The sequence below is a fragment of the Zobellia barbeyronii genome (assembly GCF_018603515.1).
GTDB lineage: Bacteria > Bacteroidota > Bacteroidia > Flavobacteriales > Flavobacteriaceae > Zobellia > Zobellia barbeyronii.
The window spans coordinates 619,222-638,160 of record NZ_JACATN010000003.1; the positions used below are offsets into that span (position 1 = coordinate 619,222).

The 18,939-nt window shown below is 36.1% G+C and carries 18 protein-coding genes; 12 read left to right on the plus strand and 6 right to left on the minus strand.

The features are described from left to right. Window positions 1–6 precede the first annotated feature (6 nt). The 5 genes from HW347_RS11115 to HW347_RS11130 all read right to left on the minus strand — a co-directional run bounded on the left by HW347_RS11115 (window position 7) and on the right by HW347_RS11130 (window position 5,244). Window positions 7–2,079 carry an amino acid carrier protein gene (locus HW347_RS11115; RefSeq protein ID WP_214611925.1) on the minus strand — a complete coding sequence of 691 codons (2,073 nt, stop codon included), beginning with the start codon at window positions 2,077–2,079 and terminating at the stop codon, window positions 7–9. Window positions 2,080–2,188: 109 nt separating this feature from the next. After that, window positions 2,189–3,202: a potassium channel family protein gene (locus HW347_RS11120; RefSeq protein WP_225901899.1), complete on the minus strand. Its 1,014-nt coding sequence runs from the start codon at window positions 3,200–3,202 to the stop codon at window positions 2,189–2,191. Continuing rightward, a complete protein-coding gene (locus HW347_RS20660; protein WP_155597522.1) occupies window positions 3,199–3,426 on the minus strand; it encodes a PspC domain-containing protein in 228 nt (75 codons plus the stop codon). Before HW347_RS20660 ends, HW347_RS11120 begins: the two co-directional genes overlap by 4 nt. Window positions 3,427–3,494: 68 nt before the next feature. Then, window positions 3,495–4,769, minus strand: coding sequence for a DUF2851 family protein (locus HW347_RS11125; RefSeq protein ID WP_214611926.1), 1,275 nt, complete (start codon window positions 4,767–4,769; stop codon window positions 3,495–3,497). A gap of 163 nt (window positions 4,770–4,932) precedes the next feature. Beyond that, a complete protein-coding gene (locus HW347_RS11130; RefSeq protein ID WP_194534036.1) occupies window positions 4,933–5,244 on the minus strand; it encodes a rhodanese-like domain-containing protein in 312 nt (103 codons plus the stop codon). Window positions 5,245–5,404: 160 nt separating this feature from the next. Here HW347_RS11130 and HW347_RS11135 point away from each other — a divergent pair, with 160 nt between their 5' ends. From HW347_RS11135 to HW347_RS11190, 12 genes are all read left to right on the plus strand, one after another. After that, a complete protein-coding gene (locus HW347_RS11135) occupies window positions 5,405–5,854 on the plus strand; it encodes a MarR family winged helix-turn-helix transcriptional regulator (protein WP_214611927.1) in 450 nt (149 codons plus the stop codon). A gap of 35 nt (window positions 5,855–5,889) precedes the next feature. After that, a complete protein-coding gene (locus HW347_RS11140; protein WP_214611928.1) occupies window positions 5,890–6,465 on the plus strand; it encodes a YceI family protein in 576 nt (191 codons plus the stop codon). 241 nt (window positions 6,466–6,706) lie between these two features. Further along, complete coding sequence (locus HW347_RS11145; RefSeq protein WP_214611929.1) at window positions 6,707–8,104, plus strand: anthranilate synthase component I family protein; 1,398 nt, start codon at window positions 6,707–6,709, stop codon at window positions 8,102–8,104. Window positions 8,105–8,106: 2 nt separating this feature from the next. Next, window positions 8,107–8,670: an anthranilate synthase component II gene (locus HW347_RS11150; protein ID WP_214611930.1), complete on the plus strand. Its 564-nt coding sequence runs from the start codon at window positions 8,107–8,109 to the stop codon at window positions 8,668–8,670. A 57-nt stretch (window positions 8,671–8,727) separates the two neighbouring features. Further along, window positions 8,728–9,723, plus strand: coding sequence for an anthranilate phosphoribosyltransferase (gene trpD / locus HW347_RS11155; protein ID WP_214611931.1), 996 nt, complete (start codon window positions 8,728–8,730; stop codon window positions 9,721–9,723). Between the two features lie 22 nt (window positions 9,724–9,745). Continuing rightward, complete coding sequence (gene trpC, locus HW347_RS11160; protein WP_214611932.1) at window positions 9,746–10,528, plus strand: indole-3-glycerol phosphate synthase TrpC; 783 nt, start codon at window positions 9,746–9,748, stop codon at window positions 10,526–10,528. Window positions 10,529–10,610: 82 nt separating this feature from the next. Further along, a complete protein-coding gene (locus HW347_RS11165) occupies window positions 10,611–11,231 on the plus strand; it encodes a phosphoribosylanthranilate isomerase (protein WP_449669059.1) in 621 nt (206 codons plus the stop codon). Window positions 11,232–11,423: 192 nt separating this feature from the next. Next, the gene (locus HW347_RS11170) at window positions 11,424–12,680 is read left to right on the plus strand and encodes a glycoside hydrolase family protein (RefSeq protein WP_214611933.1); all 1,257 of its coding nucleotides are present in this window, start codon (window positions 11,424–11,426) and stop codon (window positions 12,678–12,680) included. Between the two features lie 38 nt (window positions 12,681–12,718). Next, window positions 12,719–13,948 (plus strand): tryptophan synthase subunit beta, encoded by a 1,230-nt coding sequence (gene trpB, locus HW347_RS11175; RefSeq protein ID WP_214611934.1) that lies wholly within the window; start codon window positions 12,719–12,721, stop codon window positions 13,946–13,948. A 91-nt stretch (window positions 13,949–14,039) separates the two neighbouring features. After that, window positions 14,040–14,804, plus strand: coding sequence for a tryptophan synthase subunit alpha (trpA, locus tag HW347_RS11180; RefSeq protein ID WP_214611935.1), 765 nt, complete (start codon window positions 14,040–14,042; stop codon window positions 14,802–14,804). Window positions 14,805–14,829: 25 nt separating this feature from the next. Beyond that, complete coding sequence (locus HW347_RS11185; RefSeq protein WP_214611936.1) at window positions 14,830–15,057, plus strand: hypothetical protein; 228 nt, start codon at window positions 14,830–14,832, stop codon at window positions 15,055–15,057. Between the two features lie 47 nt (window positions 15,058–15,104). Continuing rightward, window positions 15,105–16,076 (plus strand): carboxypeptidase-like regulatory domain-containing protein, encoded by a 972-nt coding sequence (locus HW347_RS11190; protein WP_214611937.1) that lies wholly within the window; start codon window positions 15,105–15,107, stop codon window positions 16,074–16,076. Between the two features lie 62 nt (window positions 16,077–16,138). Here the strand turns inward: HW347_RS11190 and HW347_RS11195 are convergent, their stop codons facing one another. Beyond that, window positions 16,139–18,685, minus strand: coding sequence for a phosphoenolpyruvate carboxylase (locus HW347_RS11195; protein ID WP_214611938.1), 2,547 nt, complete (start codon window positions 18,683–18,685; stop codon window positions 16,139–16,141). Window positions 18,686–18,939: the final 254 nt, after the last annotated feature.

The following is an 18,939-nucleotide window of genomic DNA, read 5'->3' on the forward strand; positions in this document are numbered from 1 at the left end:
TATTAATTACTCCTTAGCGGTTATCTGCTTTTTAAAAAGTTCGTTTTTCTTAAGTTTCTTCCAGTATGTACCTAAGTCACTTTTAACCTCACCAGACATTATATAAAGTCCGATAATATTTGGAAACGACATTGCCAGAATCATCATATCTGAGAAATCCAATACAGCTCCTAAACTAACAGAAGCGCCGATAACTACAAATACTAAGAAAAGCATTTTATAAACCATCTCTGATTTTTTACTTTTTCCAAAAAGGTATGTCCAAGCACGCATACCATAATAAGACCATGATATCATTGTAGAAAAAGCAAAAAGGAATACTGCTAAAGCCAATACATATGGGAACCATGAAATCTGACTTCCGAATGCATCTGAAGTTAACTGCGCCCCTGCCATACCTTCTACCTCATGCATACCTGTAAAAATAAGAACAAGAGCTGTAAGCGTACAAACTACCACCGTATCTAGAAATGGCTCAAGAAGAGCTACAAAACCTTCTGATGGAGGATGATTAGTTTTTGCGGTACTATGCGCAATGGCTGCGGAACCAACGCCCGCCTCATTAGAGAAGGCCGCCCTCTGAAAGCCAATGACCAGGACACCTATAACCCCACCTTTTAAAGCAGATGGACTAAAAGCTCCTTCCCATATTGCCGTAAATGCAGGCCCTATGTTTTCTATATTCATAATAATTACCGCCAAAGCCGCTATGATATAAACCGAAGCCATTAAAGGAACAATCTTACCCGTAACATTAGCTATACTATTAATTCCTCCAATAATTACAACACCTACAAGAATTGCCGTAACAACACCAAACCAAAATCCTTGACCAACCAAAGCTGGAAATTGTCCTGCCAATTGCTCAAAAGACTGATTTGCCTGGAACATGTTCCCTCCTCCAAAAGATGCTCCAATTGCCAAGACAGCAAAGAAACCCGCCAAGACTTTACCAAAGCCTTTCATGCCACGCTTCTCTAGTCCGTATCTTAAATAATTCATTGGACCTCCAAAAACTCTTCCATCAGGTAATATGTCTCTGTATTTTACTCCTAATGTACATTCAACAAACTTGGAAGACATTCCTAACAAACCACATACAATCATCCAAAATGTAGCTCCCGCACCACCTAAAGAAACAGCAACTGCAACACCAGCAATATTACCAAGTCCTACTGTTCCTGATACTGCTGTTGCCAACGCTTGAAAATGAGTTACCTGACCTGGCGCATCCGGATCATCATACTTTCCTCTTGCCAAATCAATAGAGTGTCCAAAACCTCTAATATTTATAAAGCCCATTCTGATAGTAAAGAAAGTAGCTCCCAGTACCAACCAAATAACAATAAACGGGATTGGCTTAGTAATAGGGTCTCCATTTGGGTGCACCATTACTAAAGGTTCATCATACTTAATTTCTGCTAAGTAATGCGCCCCTGACTCAATAACATGTTTTGCGTTTTCAGAATTGTAAATGACCTTGCCTTCACCTACCAAATATTTCAATTCTCCCGTAACGGTAGCAGTGACTGTTAAATCCTCCTCATCATTACTTGAAATTATAGCGATATTATCCCCTTTTTTGACCTTACCTCCTTCAGGTTTCAGCCATTTTTTAAGAACGAATCTATTTTCAGTTTCATTAGTCCACCCAGGAGTACCTACTAACTTAACATCTGCATAAACCACGGGATCATAAATACCTATAGCAGCAAAAGGATCCCAAAAAAGTATAGACCCCAATGCGCTTACCGCAGGCGTCATTGTACCATTAAAAATTTCCGCTATTACTGTAGGCTCTATTTCAAATACTTTTGTCTCTGAATTGCCTGCAGCATCCGTAACCAATACATTATAAGGCACACCTTCTACAAGCCCACTTGCTCTTTTAGAAGACAAAGCAGTTGATTGATTATTCCATTTATAAACATATGGAGGGGTTCCTCCTGTTACATTTAACTCAATGACACCATCGTTTATTTGTGCTGAAGGGTTGTAAACTTTGCCTTTTACAACAAGTTCTTGAGAAAACGCTACTACACCAAGTAGTAGGAAAAACAATAAGGTAAATTTCTTCATATGTATTTTTGTCGGTTCAGTGCTCATCGATGGTTTTAACACAATTGCGGCAATATCATAAAAAATTGTAACACAATCAAATAATACTGTTCAATTAACTTAGGTGGTGTTAACTAATCTTAAACATTTCATTTAGTTTTCGTATTTGCTCCGGTCTACCTAAAACAATTACTTTACTCCTTGGCTGTAATTGTAAATCTGCCTCAGGGTTAATTATATAATTACCATCTGGCTCTATATAACCAATTATGGTACAGCCTGTTCGCCTTCTAAGATCCAAATCTCGCAAAGAATTACACTCAACTTGTTCTTTGAAATCTTCAATAGCAACCTCTTCTAAATTAGTCGTATGTTCGCCCTCTACGCCCAGCTTATCCATAAAAGTAATTAAATCCGGCATCACAATTAATGAAGCCATATGGTCTCCACCAATTTTATCCGGCATAATTACTTTATCGGCACCGGCCAAAAGCAATTTTTTTTGTGAAGTCTGCAAAGATGCCCTAGTAACTATAAAAAGGGCTTTGTTTAATTGTCGGGCAGATAACACTACAAAAAGATTGGTAGCGTCATCGGGAAGTGCTGTTATAAGATACCGAGCGCGATCAATACCTGCTGCTTGTAAAACTTCGTCTTCGTTAGCATCCCCTTCTACAAATAAAATGTCTTCATCATACTTTTCAATAACCTCTTTATCCCTTTCGATAATTACAAATGACTTGTTATAAGCTGTTAATCGCTTAACGGCCTGCATTCCATTTCTACCAAAACCACATACAATAACATGATCAGAAAGGTTTTCTATCTTATTTTTCACTTTTTTATTTTTTAATTCTTCTAGTGAATTTCTACTCAAAATATATTCGGTAATGACCGAGATAGCAAATGCAAAAATGAAGATACTAAGTATAATGAGTACTACGGTGAACAATTTTTCTTGGGTATCCATTGGCCCAACTTCGGAAAAACCTACAGTGGTAACCGTAATAATGGTCATATAAAGCGCATCTATCCAAGTAAGGTCCGACAGGAAGCGGTATCCAAGTACACCAATTATTAGCACGCTTGACATTAACGTTAGCGCTATATTCATTCTAGACTGAAAGAATTGTGTAATCTTCATAAATCAAAAACGGAAGTACGTTTTGTATACATCAGATCTTTTATTCCTAGCCAAAAAGCCAAAAACAAATAAAGTGCAAAACCAAAACCAAGGGTTACAAAAGTTAGATAGATAAACGAAGTACGGACTACTCTAGCCCTAATACCTAATCTTTCCGCAATTCTACGGCATACCTCAAAACCACGTTTCTGAAAATAATAAAGTAGTTTATAGAAAATATTCATATTAAATCTGGGTATTGACAGGACGTGCTATTAAAAGCATCATAATCAAGAAATCAAATTTAACCATTTCAACGCAATAAACTAGTACCTACAGCACATTGCAAACATTTGTTTTGTGTACAGTACTCATTATACAATTGCAATAGAGCTTGACTCTCTTGTGCATTGGCAATAACAAGACCGTGTGTATTAAAATTACGCACGACCGTATTCTCCTCTTTTTTGATTTCTGAGATAATATTCATAATACTCTCATTAACATCCCTACCCTGATATTTAGCGTAACAAAATTGCAACGGCAGAATAGCATTCATTATCAATAAATCAATGAACTTTGAGGTTAATTTTTTTGTACTCTTTTTTGATTCTTTACCAAATGTATAGTGGTTGTTCCAATACTCACTAGCAGAAACTTCAAACAACGTATGCATTTCTTCTAAACTTTTTGCCGAAACTACTTTTTGAAACAATGATGAATGTGTAGCGTATAAATTAGCCAATTGAGATAAGCGAATAGTAGGAAAATTAGGAGGTCTTAATTTGAAGAATTGTGGCCTCAGAACGCTTTCATCTTTCAAATCATATTTTTTCTTCTGGTAAGCGTACTCCTTCTTAAGTTGAATATAATGCTCATCCAAGACTTCCTCACCTTCTAATAAATGAGTCATCCCAAAGAACAAACTCTCCATCTGAAATAGATTCTCTTGCTGCTTTCTAAAAACAGAAAATTCAAGAGCAGAGCCCAAACTTAAAAAAGCAGCTCCGTTTATCTTAAGCCCAAAAGTCTTCAAAAGCAATGTGAACAAAACTTGCTCCCAGTCATTGTTAGATTTTTTCAAAAGCTCAAATACAAATTCCGCTTTGGTCTCTAGTCTTTCAAAATAAAGTCGCTCTAACCAGTTTTTAACCAAGAAATCGTCAATATCTTTAATGTCTTTTTCACAATTAATAAAACGTGTTTCATTTTTATCAAAAAGCTTTTGGTACGATTGCAAAAGCTGCATTGGAATATATTTGCGGAGTTCTAAAGTGGGTATACTACTGTTATCATTTCTAAAAACCTCGGCATCGTCCTCCCAAACTACATGTAGTATTACATTATTATAGTTCTCATCTTCTTCATGATGATGCGCGTACCAATCAGAAGATTTTAAATGCATCTCTACATTACCTGCCCAAACCTGATTATCAATATTTATTTTAGCATTAAAGAAATCAGGACCTGCCAATAGATTATGCGTACCAAAATCCAAAAGAGACAAATGCTCTCCTTGGGTCGTCACCAAGTCGGTAAGTTGTATTTTTTTATACTTCCAAATAAAATGAAGAAGGTCTTCACGCATGGCACACTGTTTATCTTTGTCTTTGTCTTTGTCTTTGTCTTTGCACAATGTAGAGACAATAATTGTAAAAACTAAATTACAAGAAACAACAAGTCCCCAAAGACGCCTTTACAAGGCAGCTATTGAGGACTCTATTTCCTTAAGGTTTAAAAAGTAAAATTAACTACTCCCCTTCTATTGCTCCATCCCAATTCATGAAACCACCTTCCAAATTATAGGTATTCTCAATACCTACGCTATTCATAATTGCACAGGCCTGACCGCTACGGTTACCACTACGGCAATACACATAATAATTTTTACTCTTATCAAGCTTTTCTATCTCGTTCAAGAAATCTTGTCCAAGGTAAAAATCTATATTAGTGGAATTAGGAATATAACCTTCTTCTATTTCTTGTGGAGTTCTAACATCTAGGATAAGTGCATTGTCATCTTTTGCCAATTGCTCTTCCCACTCTTCTTGTGATAAATTCATAACGTTATTTTTTATCGCTACCGCGGATATCAATTAAAATTCAAAATTACGGATTTTGACGCAAAGGCATTTCCTAAATATTTAACAAAAAATTACCGCTTCAATATTTCATCACATCAAACAATCAACATACATTTGTATATACAATAGTTGTATTGACATGAATGTTGAAGATATTTTAAAGACCGAAAAAGAAATTCCTTTAAAAAGCCGAACGCTAATTCACTTTTTATTGGTTAACAATACAATTACGGAAGCGTTAAGCGCTGCTCTAAAACCTTACGGTGTATCATTACAGCAGTTTAATGTTCTGCGTATATTAAGAGGACAAAACAAAAAGCCGGCAAGTTTAGCCACACTTAATGAGCGTATGGTTACTAAAATGAGTAATACCACCCGCTTGGTGGACAAACTATTGTTAAAAGGGTATGTAGAAAGAAAGGTTTGCCCTTCGAACCGACGAAAGGTTGAAATACGTATAACTAAAGAGGGACTTCTGATTTTAAAAAAAATGGATACCTCAATGTCAGAAGCTGAAGACAATGTTCTTCAAAATCTATCTGATCAAGAAATGGAACAACTGAACATATTGTTCAACAAATTTGAATAGAAACACTAATTATTAATTAAATTTTACAATCAATTATGAAAAAAGGAGTATTTAGTTTAGCCCTAGCCTTGGTATTTGGAGTTGCAACTGCAACAGAGCCTGTGGCAGAAGAGAAAAAAGAAGTAAAAACAGAAACAAGTACAATTACTTGGAAAGCATATAAAGTAACTGGTTCACATACTGGTACTGTAAACATAAAGTCAGGTACTTTGGCTTTTGATGGTGACAAGCTTACAGGCGGTGAATTTGCTGTAGATATGACTACTCTTGTAGCTACTGACCTTGAAGGCGAGTCTAAAGGAAAATTAGAAGGACATTTAAAATCTGAAGATTTCTTTTCTACTGAGAAGAACGCAGAAGCTACATTGGTTTTCACTAATGTTGAAGCTAAAGGTAAAAATGCTTACGAAGTTACTGGTGACCTAACTATTAAAGGTATTACTAAACCTGTAACTTTTGATGTATCTATTTATGGTAGTAAAGCAACTGCTTCTGTAAAAGTAGACAGAACTGCTTATGACATTAAATATGCTTCAGGTAATTTCTTTGAAAACTTAGGTGACAAGACCATTTATGATGAGTTTGACCTAGTTGTTGATTTAGAATTCTAAATCATTTAAATATTAAAATAATTTAGCCCTGCTTTCCACATGATTGCAGGGCTTTATTTTTTCAAACAATCGGTTTGTTGTTTTAAAAATGATTTCTATATTTGAACCAATGAACAGAAATAACTCAAATACTTGGTGGTGGAACAACTCTCGACAGATATCGTGAGCTGAGCATCATTGTAGTAAAACTATATAAAGGCTTGTCTTCACGACAAGCCTTTTGCATTTGAATACTATCAACATGAAGTACAAATTAAAATCTTATCACAAAAAAATTCTAGCAGATACTATTACGCCGGTAAGCGTCTATCTAAAAATTAGAGACCGTTTTCCGAACAGTATTTTACTGGAAAGTAGCGACTACCATGCGACGGACAATAGTTTTTCTTATATCTGTTGCAACCCTATTGCATCTATAAAAATAGAGAACGAAACAATAGTTGAGCATTTTCCTGATCAGACTTCCAATGAAACGGAAATCTATTCAGATACAGACGTTGTAAAAGTCCTTCATGATTTTAGCAAAAAGTTTGAAGCTGAGGAAAGCGATTTCAAATTCATAAACAACGGTATTTTTGGCTACATGGCCTATGATGCAGTGCGCTACTATGAAGATGTCAAAATCAGCAAAAAAGACAATTCTGTTTCCATTCCTGACATCTATTATGCGGTTTACCAGAATATAATTGCCATAGACCACCAGAAAAACGAAGCTTATATTTTTGCACATTGCTTCAACACAGAAGAAAACACCACGGAAATTGCGCATATTTTAGATGTACGCACTTTTGCTTCCTATAAATTTTCTTTAGATGGTGAAGCTACTTCTAATTTAGAAGATGAAGAATATAGAGAACATGTACGATTAGCTAAAAAGCACTGCCAACGTGGCGATGTTTTTCAATTGGTTCTATCTCGCCGTTTTTCTCAAGGTTTTAAAGGAGATGAATTTAATGTATACCGAGCGCTACGTTCTGTAAACCCATCACCGTATTTATTTTACTTTGATTATGGCGATTTCAAAATTTTTGGTAGTTCTCCTGAAGCGCAGCTTATTGTAAAAGATGGTAATGCAGAAATTCATCCTATTGCCGGAACTTTTAAACGTACCGGAAATGATGAACAAGATGCCATCTTAGCCAAAGAACTTACAGAAGATGACAAAGAGAATAGCGAGCATGTTATGTTAGTTGACTTAGCTCGTAACGACTTAAGCCGAAACGGTAGTATGGTAGAGGTCACCAACTACAGGGAGGTGCAGTTCTTCTCTCATGTTATTCATTTGGTATCAAAAGTAATGGGCAAAAAGAAAAAGGATATTCCTACCATGAAAGTGGTGGCAGATACTTTTCCTGCAGGTACTTTAAGCGGTGCTCCAAAACACATGGCCATGCAGCTTATTGAAAAATATGAAAAGACCAGTCGTGGCTACTACGGTGGCGCCATTGGCTTTATGGATTTTGATGGCAACTTTAATCATGCCATCATGATACGTACTTTTTTAAGTAAAAATCACCAACTGCATTACCAAGCAGGTGCAGGTATTGTTGCCGCATCTGACCCTGAAGACGAACTTCAAGAAACATATAATAAATTGGGCGCACTTACCAAAGCTTTGAAAATTGCTGAAACCATATAACCATGAAGAAGATTTTAGTAATAGACAACTACGATAGCTTTACTTATAATTTGGTTCATTATTTAGAGGACTTAGATTGTGAGGTTATTGTAAAACGTAACGACCAATTAACCTTGGAAGAGGTGGATTCTTTTGATAAGATTGTTCTTTCGCCAGGTCCTGGCATCCCAGATGAAGCAGGACTGCTAAAAGAAATCATAGCTAAATACGCCCCTACAAAAAGTATTTTTGGAGTTTGTTTAGGACAACAGGCCATATGTGAAGTTTTTGGAGGTTCGCTTATCAATCTAGAAGAAGTTTATCACGGTATTGCTACCGAAATAACGATAACTAAAGACGACCCAAATTTTGAAGGTTTACCTAAAAAATTACTTGTTGGCCGCTATCATTCTTGGGTCGTAGACCCAAATCTACCGGAAAGCTTAGAAGCCACTTCAGTAGATGAAAACGGTCAGATTATGTCGCTTCGTCATAAAGTATATGATGTTTCTGCAGTGCAATTTCATCCGGAATCGGTTTTGACTCCTGAAGGCAAAAAAATTCTTGCCAACTGGGTAAAAAACTAAATTAAGAAATCGCACAAAATACACTAAGTAGTATCCCATAGTAGTAAGAACAGTATCATGAAAGAAACATTAAATAAGCTCATCAATCACGATATTCTTCCAAAAGAAGAAGCAAAACAAGTGTTGGTAAACATTGCAAAAGGAGATTATAATACAAGTCAGATTGCCGCATTTCTAACGGTTTATATGATGCGTAGCATTACCATAGATGAATTAGAAGGTTTTCGTGACGCGCTTTTAGATTTATGTTTGGCCATTGACCTTTCTGAATACGACCCTATTGACCTTTGTGGAACTGGTGGTGACGGAAAAGACACGTTCAACATCTCTACCCTAGCTTCATTTGTAACGGCTGGTGCTGGTGTTAATGTTACCAAACATGGTAACTACGGAGTTTCTTCTAAATGTGGAAGTAGTAATGTAATGGAATTTCTAGGGATTAAGTTCAGTAATGAAGCTGACTTTCTTAGAAAATCTATTGATCAAGCTGGTATTTGTGTTTTACACGCTCCATTGTTTCACCCTGCCATGAAGAATGTAGGTCCCATTAGAAAAGAATTGGCCGTGAAAACATTTTTCAACATGTTGGGACCAATGGTAAACCCTGCTTTTCCAAAGAACCAAATAGTAGGTGTTTTTAATCTTGAACTCGCCAGAATGTACGGTTACCTTTATCAAAATACAGATAAGAAATTTACCGTGCTTCATGCATTGGATGGATATGATGAAATATCATTAACAGGAAATACAAAAACTATTTCTAACCATTCAGAAAGTATGCTGAAACCAGAAGATTTTGGCGTGCAGAAAATAAAACAGTCTCAAATTATTGGAGGTGATTCCATTGAAGATTCGGCACAGATATTCTTGAACGTACTGCAAGGCCGCGGTACGGAGGCTCAAAACAACGTAGTTTGTGCTAATGCAGGTATTGCTATTGCAACCGTTCAAAACCTAAGTCCAATAGAAGGTTTTGAAAAGGCCAAAGAATCTTTATTGGCCGGAAAGGCTTTAAATGCTTTGAGAAAATTACAAGAATTGAGTAAAAACTAAAGGTATTTTCAAAGAAGGAAACATGAACATTCTAGATAAAATAGTAGCGGACAAACGCAAAGAAGTAGACTTAAAAAAGTCTCTTATTCCGGTTTCACAATTAGAAAACTCGGTCTTGTTCTCACGTCAAACGGTTTCTTTGAGCAATGCGCTTCGTAATAGTAGTTCTGGCATCATTGCGGAACACAAGCGTCGCTCACCATCAAAATCCGAAATTAACCAAGGTCTGAATGTTCAAGATGTAGCCACAGGATATGAAAATGCAGGTGTTTGCGGTATGTCCGTTTTAACAGACGGTAAATATTTTGGTGGTTCTTTAGACGATTTACTATTGGCTCGTGCAGCAGTGCAAATGCCTTTGTTACGTAAAGAGTTCATTATAGATGAATATCAACTTATAGAAGCCAGAGCTCATGGTGCGGATGTTATCCTTTTAATAGCAGCCATTTTATCCAAAAAAGAAATAAAGACGTTTTCAGAACTTGCAAAAAGTCTTGGCTTAGATGTATTATTAGAAGTGCACAATGAGGCTGAACTAAATAAAAGTATAATGCCTAGCCTAGACATGTTGGGTGTAAATAATAGAAACCTAAAAACTTTTGAAGTTAGCCTAGAGACGAGCAAATCACTTTCTCAACTAATTCCAGATGAGTTTGTAAAGGTTTCAGAAAGTGGTATCAGCTCAATAGAGGCTATTAAAGATTTAAAGCCTTATGGTTATCAAGGGTTTTTAATTGGTGAAAATTTTATGAAGACCGATAATCCTGGTGAAAACGCCAAGAAATTTATAAATCAATTGTCGTAATTGCGACCCAATAGCGATGACTAAAATGGACTATCAATACACGACTAAAAAAGAAGGGCCTTCTACCATAGAAAATGCTCCGATTAAATTGAAGGTCTGTGGCATGAAAAAAAATACGGCAGAAATTGCCGGCCTAAAACCTGATTACCTGGGATTTATTTTTTGGGACAAATCAAAAAGGCACTTTTTGGGTCCAATGAAACCCATCCCACATACCATCAAGAAAGTTGGCGTATTTGTGAATGCCAGTATTGAAACCGTCATTGCCCGTATTCAAGATTATGAGCTTTTACTAGTACAACTGCATGGCTCCGAAAGCCCTGAATATTGTGCTGAGCTTAAGCAAAAAGCAAAGCAAGTAGAAATCATTAAAGTATTCTCCATCAAAAATGATTTTAATTTTGATGTTTTAAAACCTTATGAATCCGTATGTGATTTCTATCTTTTTGACACCAAAGGAGAATTACCCGGCGGAAACGGTTACGCTTTTGATTGGGGAGTTTTAAAGGATTACCCGTCTACCAAACCCTATTTTCTAAGTGGTGGAATTGGTTTGAATGAAGTTAGCTCCTTAAAGGAGTTCATGAAAAGACCAGAAGCCAAATACTGTCACGCCATTGATGTGAACAGTAAGTTTGAAATAGAGCCTGGGCTTAAAGATGCCGAGAAATTAAAGGAGTTTAAAAAACTATTGCAGTTGTAAATAAGTTTTTGAAGGATTTTAATTAAAAAAAATACTCAAATGAAAATTTCTGTTTTTAGCATTACTCAATTATCATTTCCACATTTTATGTGTTAGGTAAATTGGTAATAGGCAAAAAGGAAATTTTAAAAAGGTATTTAAACTTTCTAAGAGTAAAAAAGAGATAAATTAAGGCTCACAAAAACCAGTAAAATGATTAATACCATAAAATTTTTGCTTTTTAGTACAGTTTTTTTGCTTTTTGCTTGTCAAGACTCTCCTAAAAAAAATAAGGTAAAGGCTGAAATCGAAACACAAGAAGCCGTATCTACTTTAAATTTAGATAGTGCAATAAATAACTGTGTCACTCAATTAGAAATAGCAGTTCCAAAACTTACTGATTTAACAAAACATCCCAGACTTATAGAAACGGATGAAAAGGAGTGGAAAGAAGTTCCGAATGGAAGATTAGTTTGGACATCTGGTTTCTACCCTGGTATTTTATGGTACATGTATGACTTGACCAAGGATGAAAAATGGAAACTGGAAGCCATTAAAAGAACCGAGGTTTTTGAAGATTTCAAAACTATTACGGAACACCATGATATTGGCTTTATGATGTTTCCAGCCTTTGGCAATGGTTACCAATTAGGTGACAAAAAAGAATACAAAGATATATTATTGACTTCTGCAACTTCTTTAGCTTCGCGTTATAATCCAAATGTTGGCACTATTAAATCTTGGTCTAACAAAATGCATCCGAGATGGCAACAGCATATTACTATTATTGATAATATGTTGAATTTAGAGCTTTTATTTTGGGCCGCTAAAAATGGCGGAGACTCCAACTTAAAGGATATTGCAATCAAACATGCCGAGACTACAATGAAAAACCATTTTAGGGATGACTATACTTCATGGCACGTAATTGAGTATGATTCTGTTACCGGTAATGTATTGAATCATCATACGAAACAAGGTTATGCAGATGATAGTAGATGGTCTAGAGGGCAAGCATGGGGTATTTACGGATACAGTATGGTGTATAGAGAAACTGGTGATAAAAAATTCTTGGATTTCGCTCAAAATTTATCCGATAAGTATCTTGAATATTTACCGGAAGATTATATTCCGCATTGGGATTTTGATGTACCAAACCTAGAGGAAGAAGAAAGAGATGCGTCAGCAGCGGCAGTAGTAGCATCTGGTTTATTGGAACTAAGTACATTTATTGAAGATGAAACCAAAAAGGAGAAATACTATAACGCTGCTATAAAAATGTTAAGTTCTCTAAGCTCAGAAAAATACTCAGGTGTTGGAAAAGCGGACTCTTTCCTATTACATTCTACAGGTGCAAAATCACTTGGGTCTGAAATAGATGTTGCTTTAATCTATGCCGATTACTATTACATAGAAGCATTAGATAGGTTGAAAAAAATCAAAAGTCAAAAAGACGTTGCTCAACTATAACTATTGAACAGTGTTTCTTTTGAAATAAAAAATATATCATGACAAATGTAAACAAAACAGCCCCTCTTAAAAACGAATCGGGGAATAGTTCTTATCAAGCGGACGAAAAAGGATATTATGGAGAGTTTGGGGGTGCTTTTATTCCTGAAATGCTCTACCCAAACACAGAAGAGCTTAGGCAAAACTATATTCGCATTATGCAAGAACCTTCTTTTAAAGAGGAGTTTGACCAATTGCTAAAAGATTATGTAGGCCGCCCTACTCCACTCTACTTTGCTGATAGACTCTCAAAAAAATACAATACAAAAATATATCTAAAACGGGAAGACCTTTGTCATACCGGAGCTCACAAGGTGAATAACACCATAGGGCAGATTCTTATGGCCAAGAAATTGGGCAAAAACAGAATTATAGCCGAAACTGGTGCTGGACAACACGGTGTAGCTACGGCAACCGTTTGTGCACTTATGGGTATTGAATGTATTGTATACATGGGTGAGATAGATATTGCCAGACAAGCTCCTAACGTAGCCCGCATGAAAATGTTAGGTGCAGAAGTTAGACCCGCTCTTTCTGGTAGTAGAACCTTAAAAGATGCCACTAATGAAGCTATTCGCGATTGGATTAATAACCCCGTAGATACCCATTATATTATTGGTAGTGTTGTTGGGCCACATCCTTATCCTGATATGGTAGCGCGGTTTCAATCGGTTATTTCCGAAGAAATCAAATGGCAATTAAAAGAAAAAGAAGGTCGTGAAAACCCTGACTACGTAGTAGCGTGTGTCGGTGGTGGAAGTAATGCCGCAGGTGCATATTACCACTATTTAGACAATCCAGATGTTGGTATTATAGCTGTTGAAGCTGCCGGAAAAGGAATAGATACCGGCGAAAGTGCAGCAACATCTGCATTAGGAAAAGTGGGTATCATTCACGGTAGCAAAACCTTATTAATGCAGACAGGTGACGGACAAATTACAGAACCGTATTCTATTTCTGCGGGATTGGATTATCCAGGTGTTGGACCTATGCATGCTAATTTATTTGTATCTGGTCGTGGTGAATTTATATCTATTACAGATGACGATGCCATGAATGCAGGTTTACTTTTGTCTAAAATGGAAGGTATTATTCCTGCCATAGAATCTTCGCACGCGCTTGCAATTCTTGAGTGCCGAAAATTCAAGCCTGAAGACATTGTGGTCATCAACCTATCTGGTCGTGGTGATAAAGACCTCAACAATTATATTGAATACTTTAATCTATAAAATATATGGGGAAAGTTTCAGGAACATTATAATACATGTTCGTAACTAACTTACTCCATCCTACTAAAAAAGGAAAAACCGATTTGAAACTATGGCAAATAGAATCAACACCAAACTGAAAGAAGATGGAAAATTGCTTTCTATCTATTTTACGGCAGGATACCCAAAATTGGCTGACACCGTAGAAATCATTCAACAGTTAGAGAAAAACGGAGTAGATATGATTGAAATAGGCCTCCCGTTCAGTGATCCACTGGCAGATGGTCCAACCATTCAAAAAAGCTCTACAGCAGCGCTTAAAAATGGTATGACAACCGATATTCTTTTCAATCAATTGAAAGATATTCGGAAATCGGTTTCCATTCCACTTATTATCATGGGATATTTTAATCCTATGTTTCAATATGGGGTAGAAGCGTTTTGCAAAAAGTGCCAAGAAATTGGTATAGACGGACTTATCATACCCGATTTACCTGTAGATGTTTATCATGAAGAATATCAAGAGATGTTCGAAAAATACGGACTCATCAATGTATTCTTGATTACACCGCAGACTTCTGACGAACGTATTCGTTTTATAGATTCGGTTTCGAACGGATTCATCTATATGGTGAGCTCGGCAAGTGTAACAGGTGCGCAATCTGGTTTTGGTGACGAACAGCAAACCTATTTTCAGCGTATTGCAGATATGAAGCTAGATAATCCTCAAATAGTTGGTTTTGGCATAAGCAACTCCGAGACTTTTGAGCAAGCAACAAAATCGGCAAAAGGTGCTATTATAGGCTCTGCCTTTATCAAACATTTAAATGGGCATGGCGTAGACGGAATTTCTGCATTTACAAAAACTATCAGATAATAGACTTCGATTAAAATACGCGTTAATGAAAGACCTTATTAACAACTGGAAGATTGTAATACTGCTATGCCTCACTATTGGCCTTGCTCCTTTTTTTCCTGAGCCTCATATTTGGGGTAAAGTAAAATGGATAATGGGTGGTGCAGTCAATATGCAATTCAAAGATTGGTTTGATGTGGTTTTTCATGGGTTTCCTTTTTTCTTATTACTTCGGCTTTTAATACTGAAAATCAGTAAATCCCGTTCTCAATAAAGTACAAGCCCTTATTGGGAATTTCTCTGTACATAATTGTTTACGCCATGAAACGATACATACTAGTTCTTTTCTTTCTCGCCGCCTGCTATGGCAATGCGCAAGAGATTAAAATTATAGACACCAAAGACCGTTCTCCCATTTCTTTTGCCACAATATCATTTGGCGATGGGCTAGGCACTTTTGCTGACGAAGAAGGCCTTTTCATTTTTTCCAAAAAGAAGTATCCCGATATAGATACACTTTATATTTCTGCACTTGGATATAGAGAAAAAGCGGTAACTATAGCTGATGAGATTAACGCAGCTACCAACATTGTTTCTCTAGTCCCTGAGGTCTCACAACTTGGAGAAGTCATAGTTTCCGCTCCAAAACAAGGAAAATTTAAGTTTCGAAAACAAAAGGCAGAAACCCATAAAGACATTTTTGCTTGTTGGTTACCAACTGTAGAGAGTGAAGTAGCGGTATTATTTAATAGATATGAAAATAACGTATCGCAAATTTCTAAACTGTATCTCCCGGTCAATGCAGAATCTGAATACAAATCTAAGGGGAAAGGGAAATTTGCTACTATTTTTAGAGCTCAATTCTACGAAAATAATAATGGAACTCCAGGAGTAGGCATACCCTACGAGAACGTAGTTTTTGCTATGGATGAAAAAGCCGATAAGGTTTTTGAGTTGGATTTACTATCCAAATCTATTTTCATACCCGAGTCTGGCATTTTTGTTTCTATCCAAGTGTTAGGATATGCCAATACCGATGGAAAACTGGTTGAAACAAAAAAATACAGAGAAATAAAGACGGCCCGAGGCATTCAAAAAATATCCACTTCATTCCGACCCCTATTACCTTTCGTAAAAGGCGAAGCCACGCAACGCACTTTCGTACGGCGCATTTTCTTCAACGATAAAAAATGGCAAGTTTTTGACCGCAACTATAATCCCAACTCAAAACTACTTCAAAGCGGACATCGCAACTACGGTATGGGTGCTGAGTTTAAAGTTTATGAGGATTAAGAAAGCAAAATCACTTTACACTAAAACAAAAAGCCCTTACTTTAAAAGTAAGGGCTTCATTTTTATGCTGAGTTTCTACTGGCATTAATATTACCGTAGAGCGAGCGGGTAACGATTTTTTCATACTCATCTTTAAACCCTTTATCTTGTCCTATTTTCTGCAGTGCAAACTGCTGAATAACCAATAACGGAAGAACAATATTTTCGCGTATTCTGATTGACTCACGAGAAATAGCTTCATTTTCCATCAAAATTTTACTTCCAGAAATCAGAAGCAACATTTTCTTAGACAATAGATATTCTTCATGAAGAATGTTCCAAAAAGCACCATACTCTTCATCCTTCTGCATATAGCTGGTAAGCTCAAAATAGCATTTAGAAAGAGACATCATACTATTGCTCATTAAAGCTTTAAAGAAAGGTACTTCTTTGTACAGTTTTTTAAGCTCAGATAGCCTGCCTTCATCTTTAATGGTTTGAATTGCAGTACCCAACCCAAAGTAACCAGGAACATTCTGTTTCAACTGGCTCCAAGAACCTACAAAAGATATTGCTCTTAAATCAGAGAGCTCTAATTTCTTCTTATTACCTCTCTTACCTGGTCTACTACCAATATTAGCTTTCTGGTAGTATTTTAAAGTACTTCGGTTTTCTAGGTAAGGCATGAATTTATCATGCTGCTTAAGGGCATCATACTTACCAAAGCTCAACTCAGAGAGTTGCTCTATTAGTTTTCTGTGCTCTTTAGAAATTACATTCTCTTTACCAAAAAGGTTATTTGAAAGTCCCGCTGTCAACAATTGCTCACTGTTGTGAATAAATTGTTCCTTGGTACCGTATGTACTTGTAATAGTTTGCCCTTGTATGGTCAACTGAATTTCGTGATTAGAAACAGTCTTTGTCTGTGCCGCATAAAAACGGTGTGTTTTACCACCACCACGTGCCGGTGGGCCACCACGTCCATCAAAGAAAATAGCATTGAATCCATTTTTATCACAAACTTTAGACAGTGTTTCCTTAGTCTTAAAAATAGCCCAGTTGGCTTTTAAATAACCACCGTCCTTCGTTCCATCAGAAAAACCAAGCATAATAGTCTGCTTTTTATTTCTTCTTTCTAAGTGTGCATTATATTCAGGTAAATCAAAAAGCGTCTGCATAGTATTCTCAGCGCCATCCATACCAATCATAGTTTCGAACAAAGGCACAATATCAAAACTGATATCTTCCTTCTTCCAACCACACCATCTGAACAATCCAAAAACGAACAATACAGAAAATATATCCTCAGAGTTACTTATGATATAACGATTACAGCCATCTTCGCCATTAGAATCCTGAATACCTTTTAATTGCTGAATGTTGTTTATGGTATCCTTAATAATATCCTCAGAATAATCACCAGCATTAATCGTAATGTCCTTATTGATAAGAATATCAATCAATGCATCTTGCGAAAGCTCATTGATATCTTCCTTAATCAACTTATTCTTTTTCAAAATAGTCTCTACAGCCAATAAGTGCTTGCTATGATCTTGTCTTACATCTAGCGTAGCAAAGTGAATCTTGAATATCTTTACCTTATCAATAAAATTCTCCAACTCCTTTAGGTAAAGGCTATGATATTTGTTAATCAATAACTCCTTTGTATCAAGAAGTGGTTGTAAAATATCATCATATCCTACTGTTTTCTTAGAATCGAACATAGCCGCATACAAGTTACTTCTAAGCTTTTGTAACGGTTCTTGTACATCTTTGAAGGTCAACTTTTCCTGAATGATTTTTAAATCATTGTAGTAACACTTCATTAAGGTAACGCGAAGTTCGTCTGCAACATCTTTAGTGATATCTGCAGTTACAAATGGGTTACCGTCACGGTCTCCACCAGGCCAAAAGCCTAGTTTCATAATGTTATGATTCTCAAAATCGGCTTTGTTGATATTCTCTTTGATATAAGCGTATAAATCACCTACTGCATTGTAATAGACATGGCGTAAGAAATAAATAATATTCTTTGCCTCATCTAAAGGAGTTGGTTTTTTAGAATTGATCAAAGAAGTAAGACCTAATTGCTGTAAAACAACATCAATATCATCTATCTTATCCTCCAATATAAGAGAACGTAATTTTTCAATAATATCTAACACCGCAGGTGTATAAAACTGCGTAGGGTGTGCTGTAAGTACCAAACGAGCACTAAATGTTGATAGCTTTTTAGATACCTTGTCCCAACTTTTATTTTTATCTACTAGTTGAAAATAATCTTTTATAGATAGTGATTTTGTGTGCTCTTGTAATTTAGGAAAAGCAGCATCCTCAACACTATCATACAAAACCACCTGTCTTTCAACATATTGAATGATTTTGAACATAAAATCGATTTGGTCTTTCTCCGATTTTATTTCCACATAATTCGCAAAAAAACCTTCCAGAATTTCTTGAGGATTAAGACCTGAACTCAAGCCTTTTTGGCATTGATCCAACAATAAAGGAATAAGCATACCCACATTCTCAATATCGCGATACGGCAAATTTAAGAACAGGCTATTATAAACATTAAACTTATTGTTGACCGATTTTTTAAACTCAACCAATCTTTCTGAATGCGCCATAGGCTTTATTAAAATTTAAAGACAATTATATATCGATTTCGATTCGTAAATATCGGCAATAATCCACGACTATCACCACTCCAATACGTCTTATAACAAAAATACAGTGCTACACCACAAAAACAACAACCTTGACAACAATAATTACCTAGAAGCAGTACAAGGCAGTACATTTACAATGTAATTAATACCGAATCAAAATTTTTCATTTTCATATAGTGTTCTCGTAAAAGAGTCTTGTCGTAACCGATGAG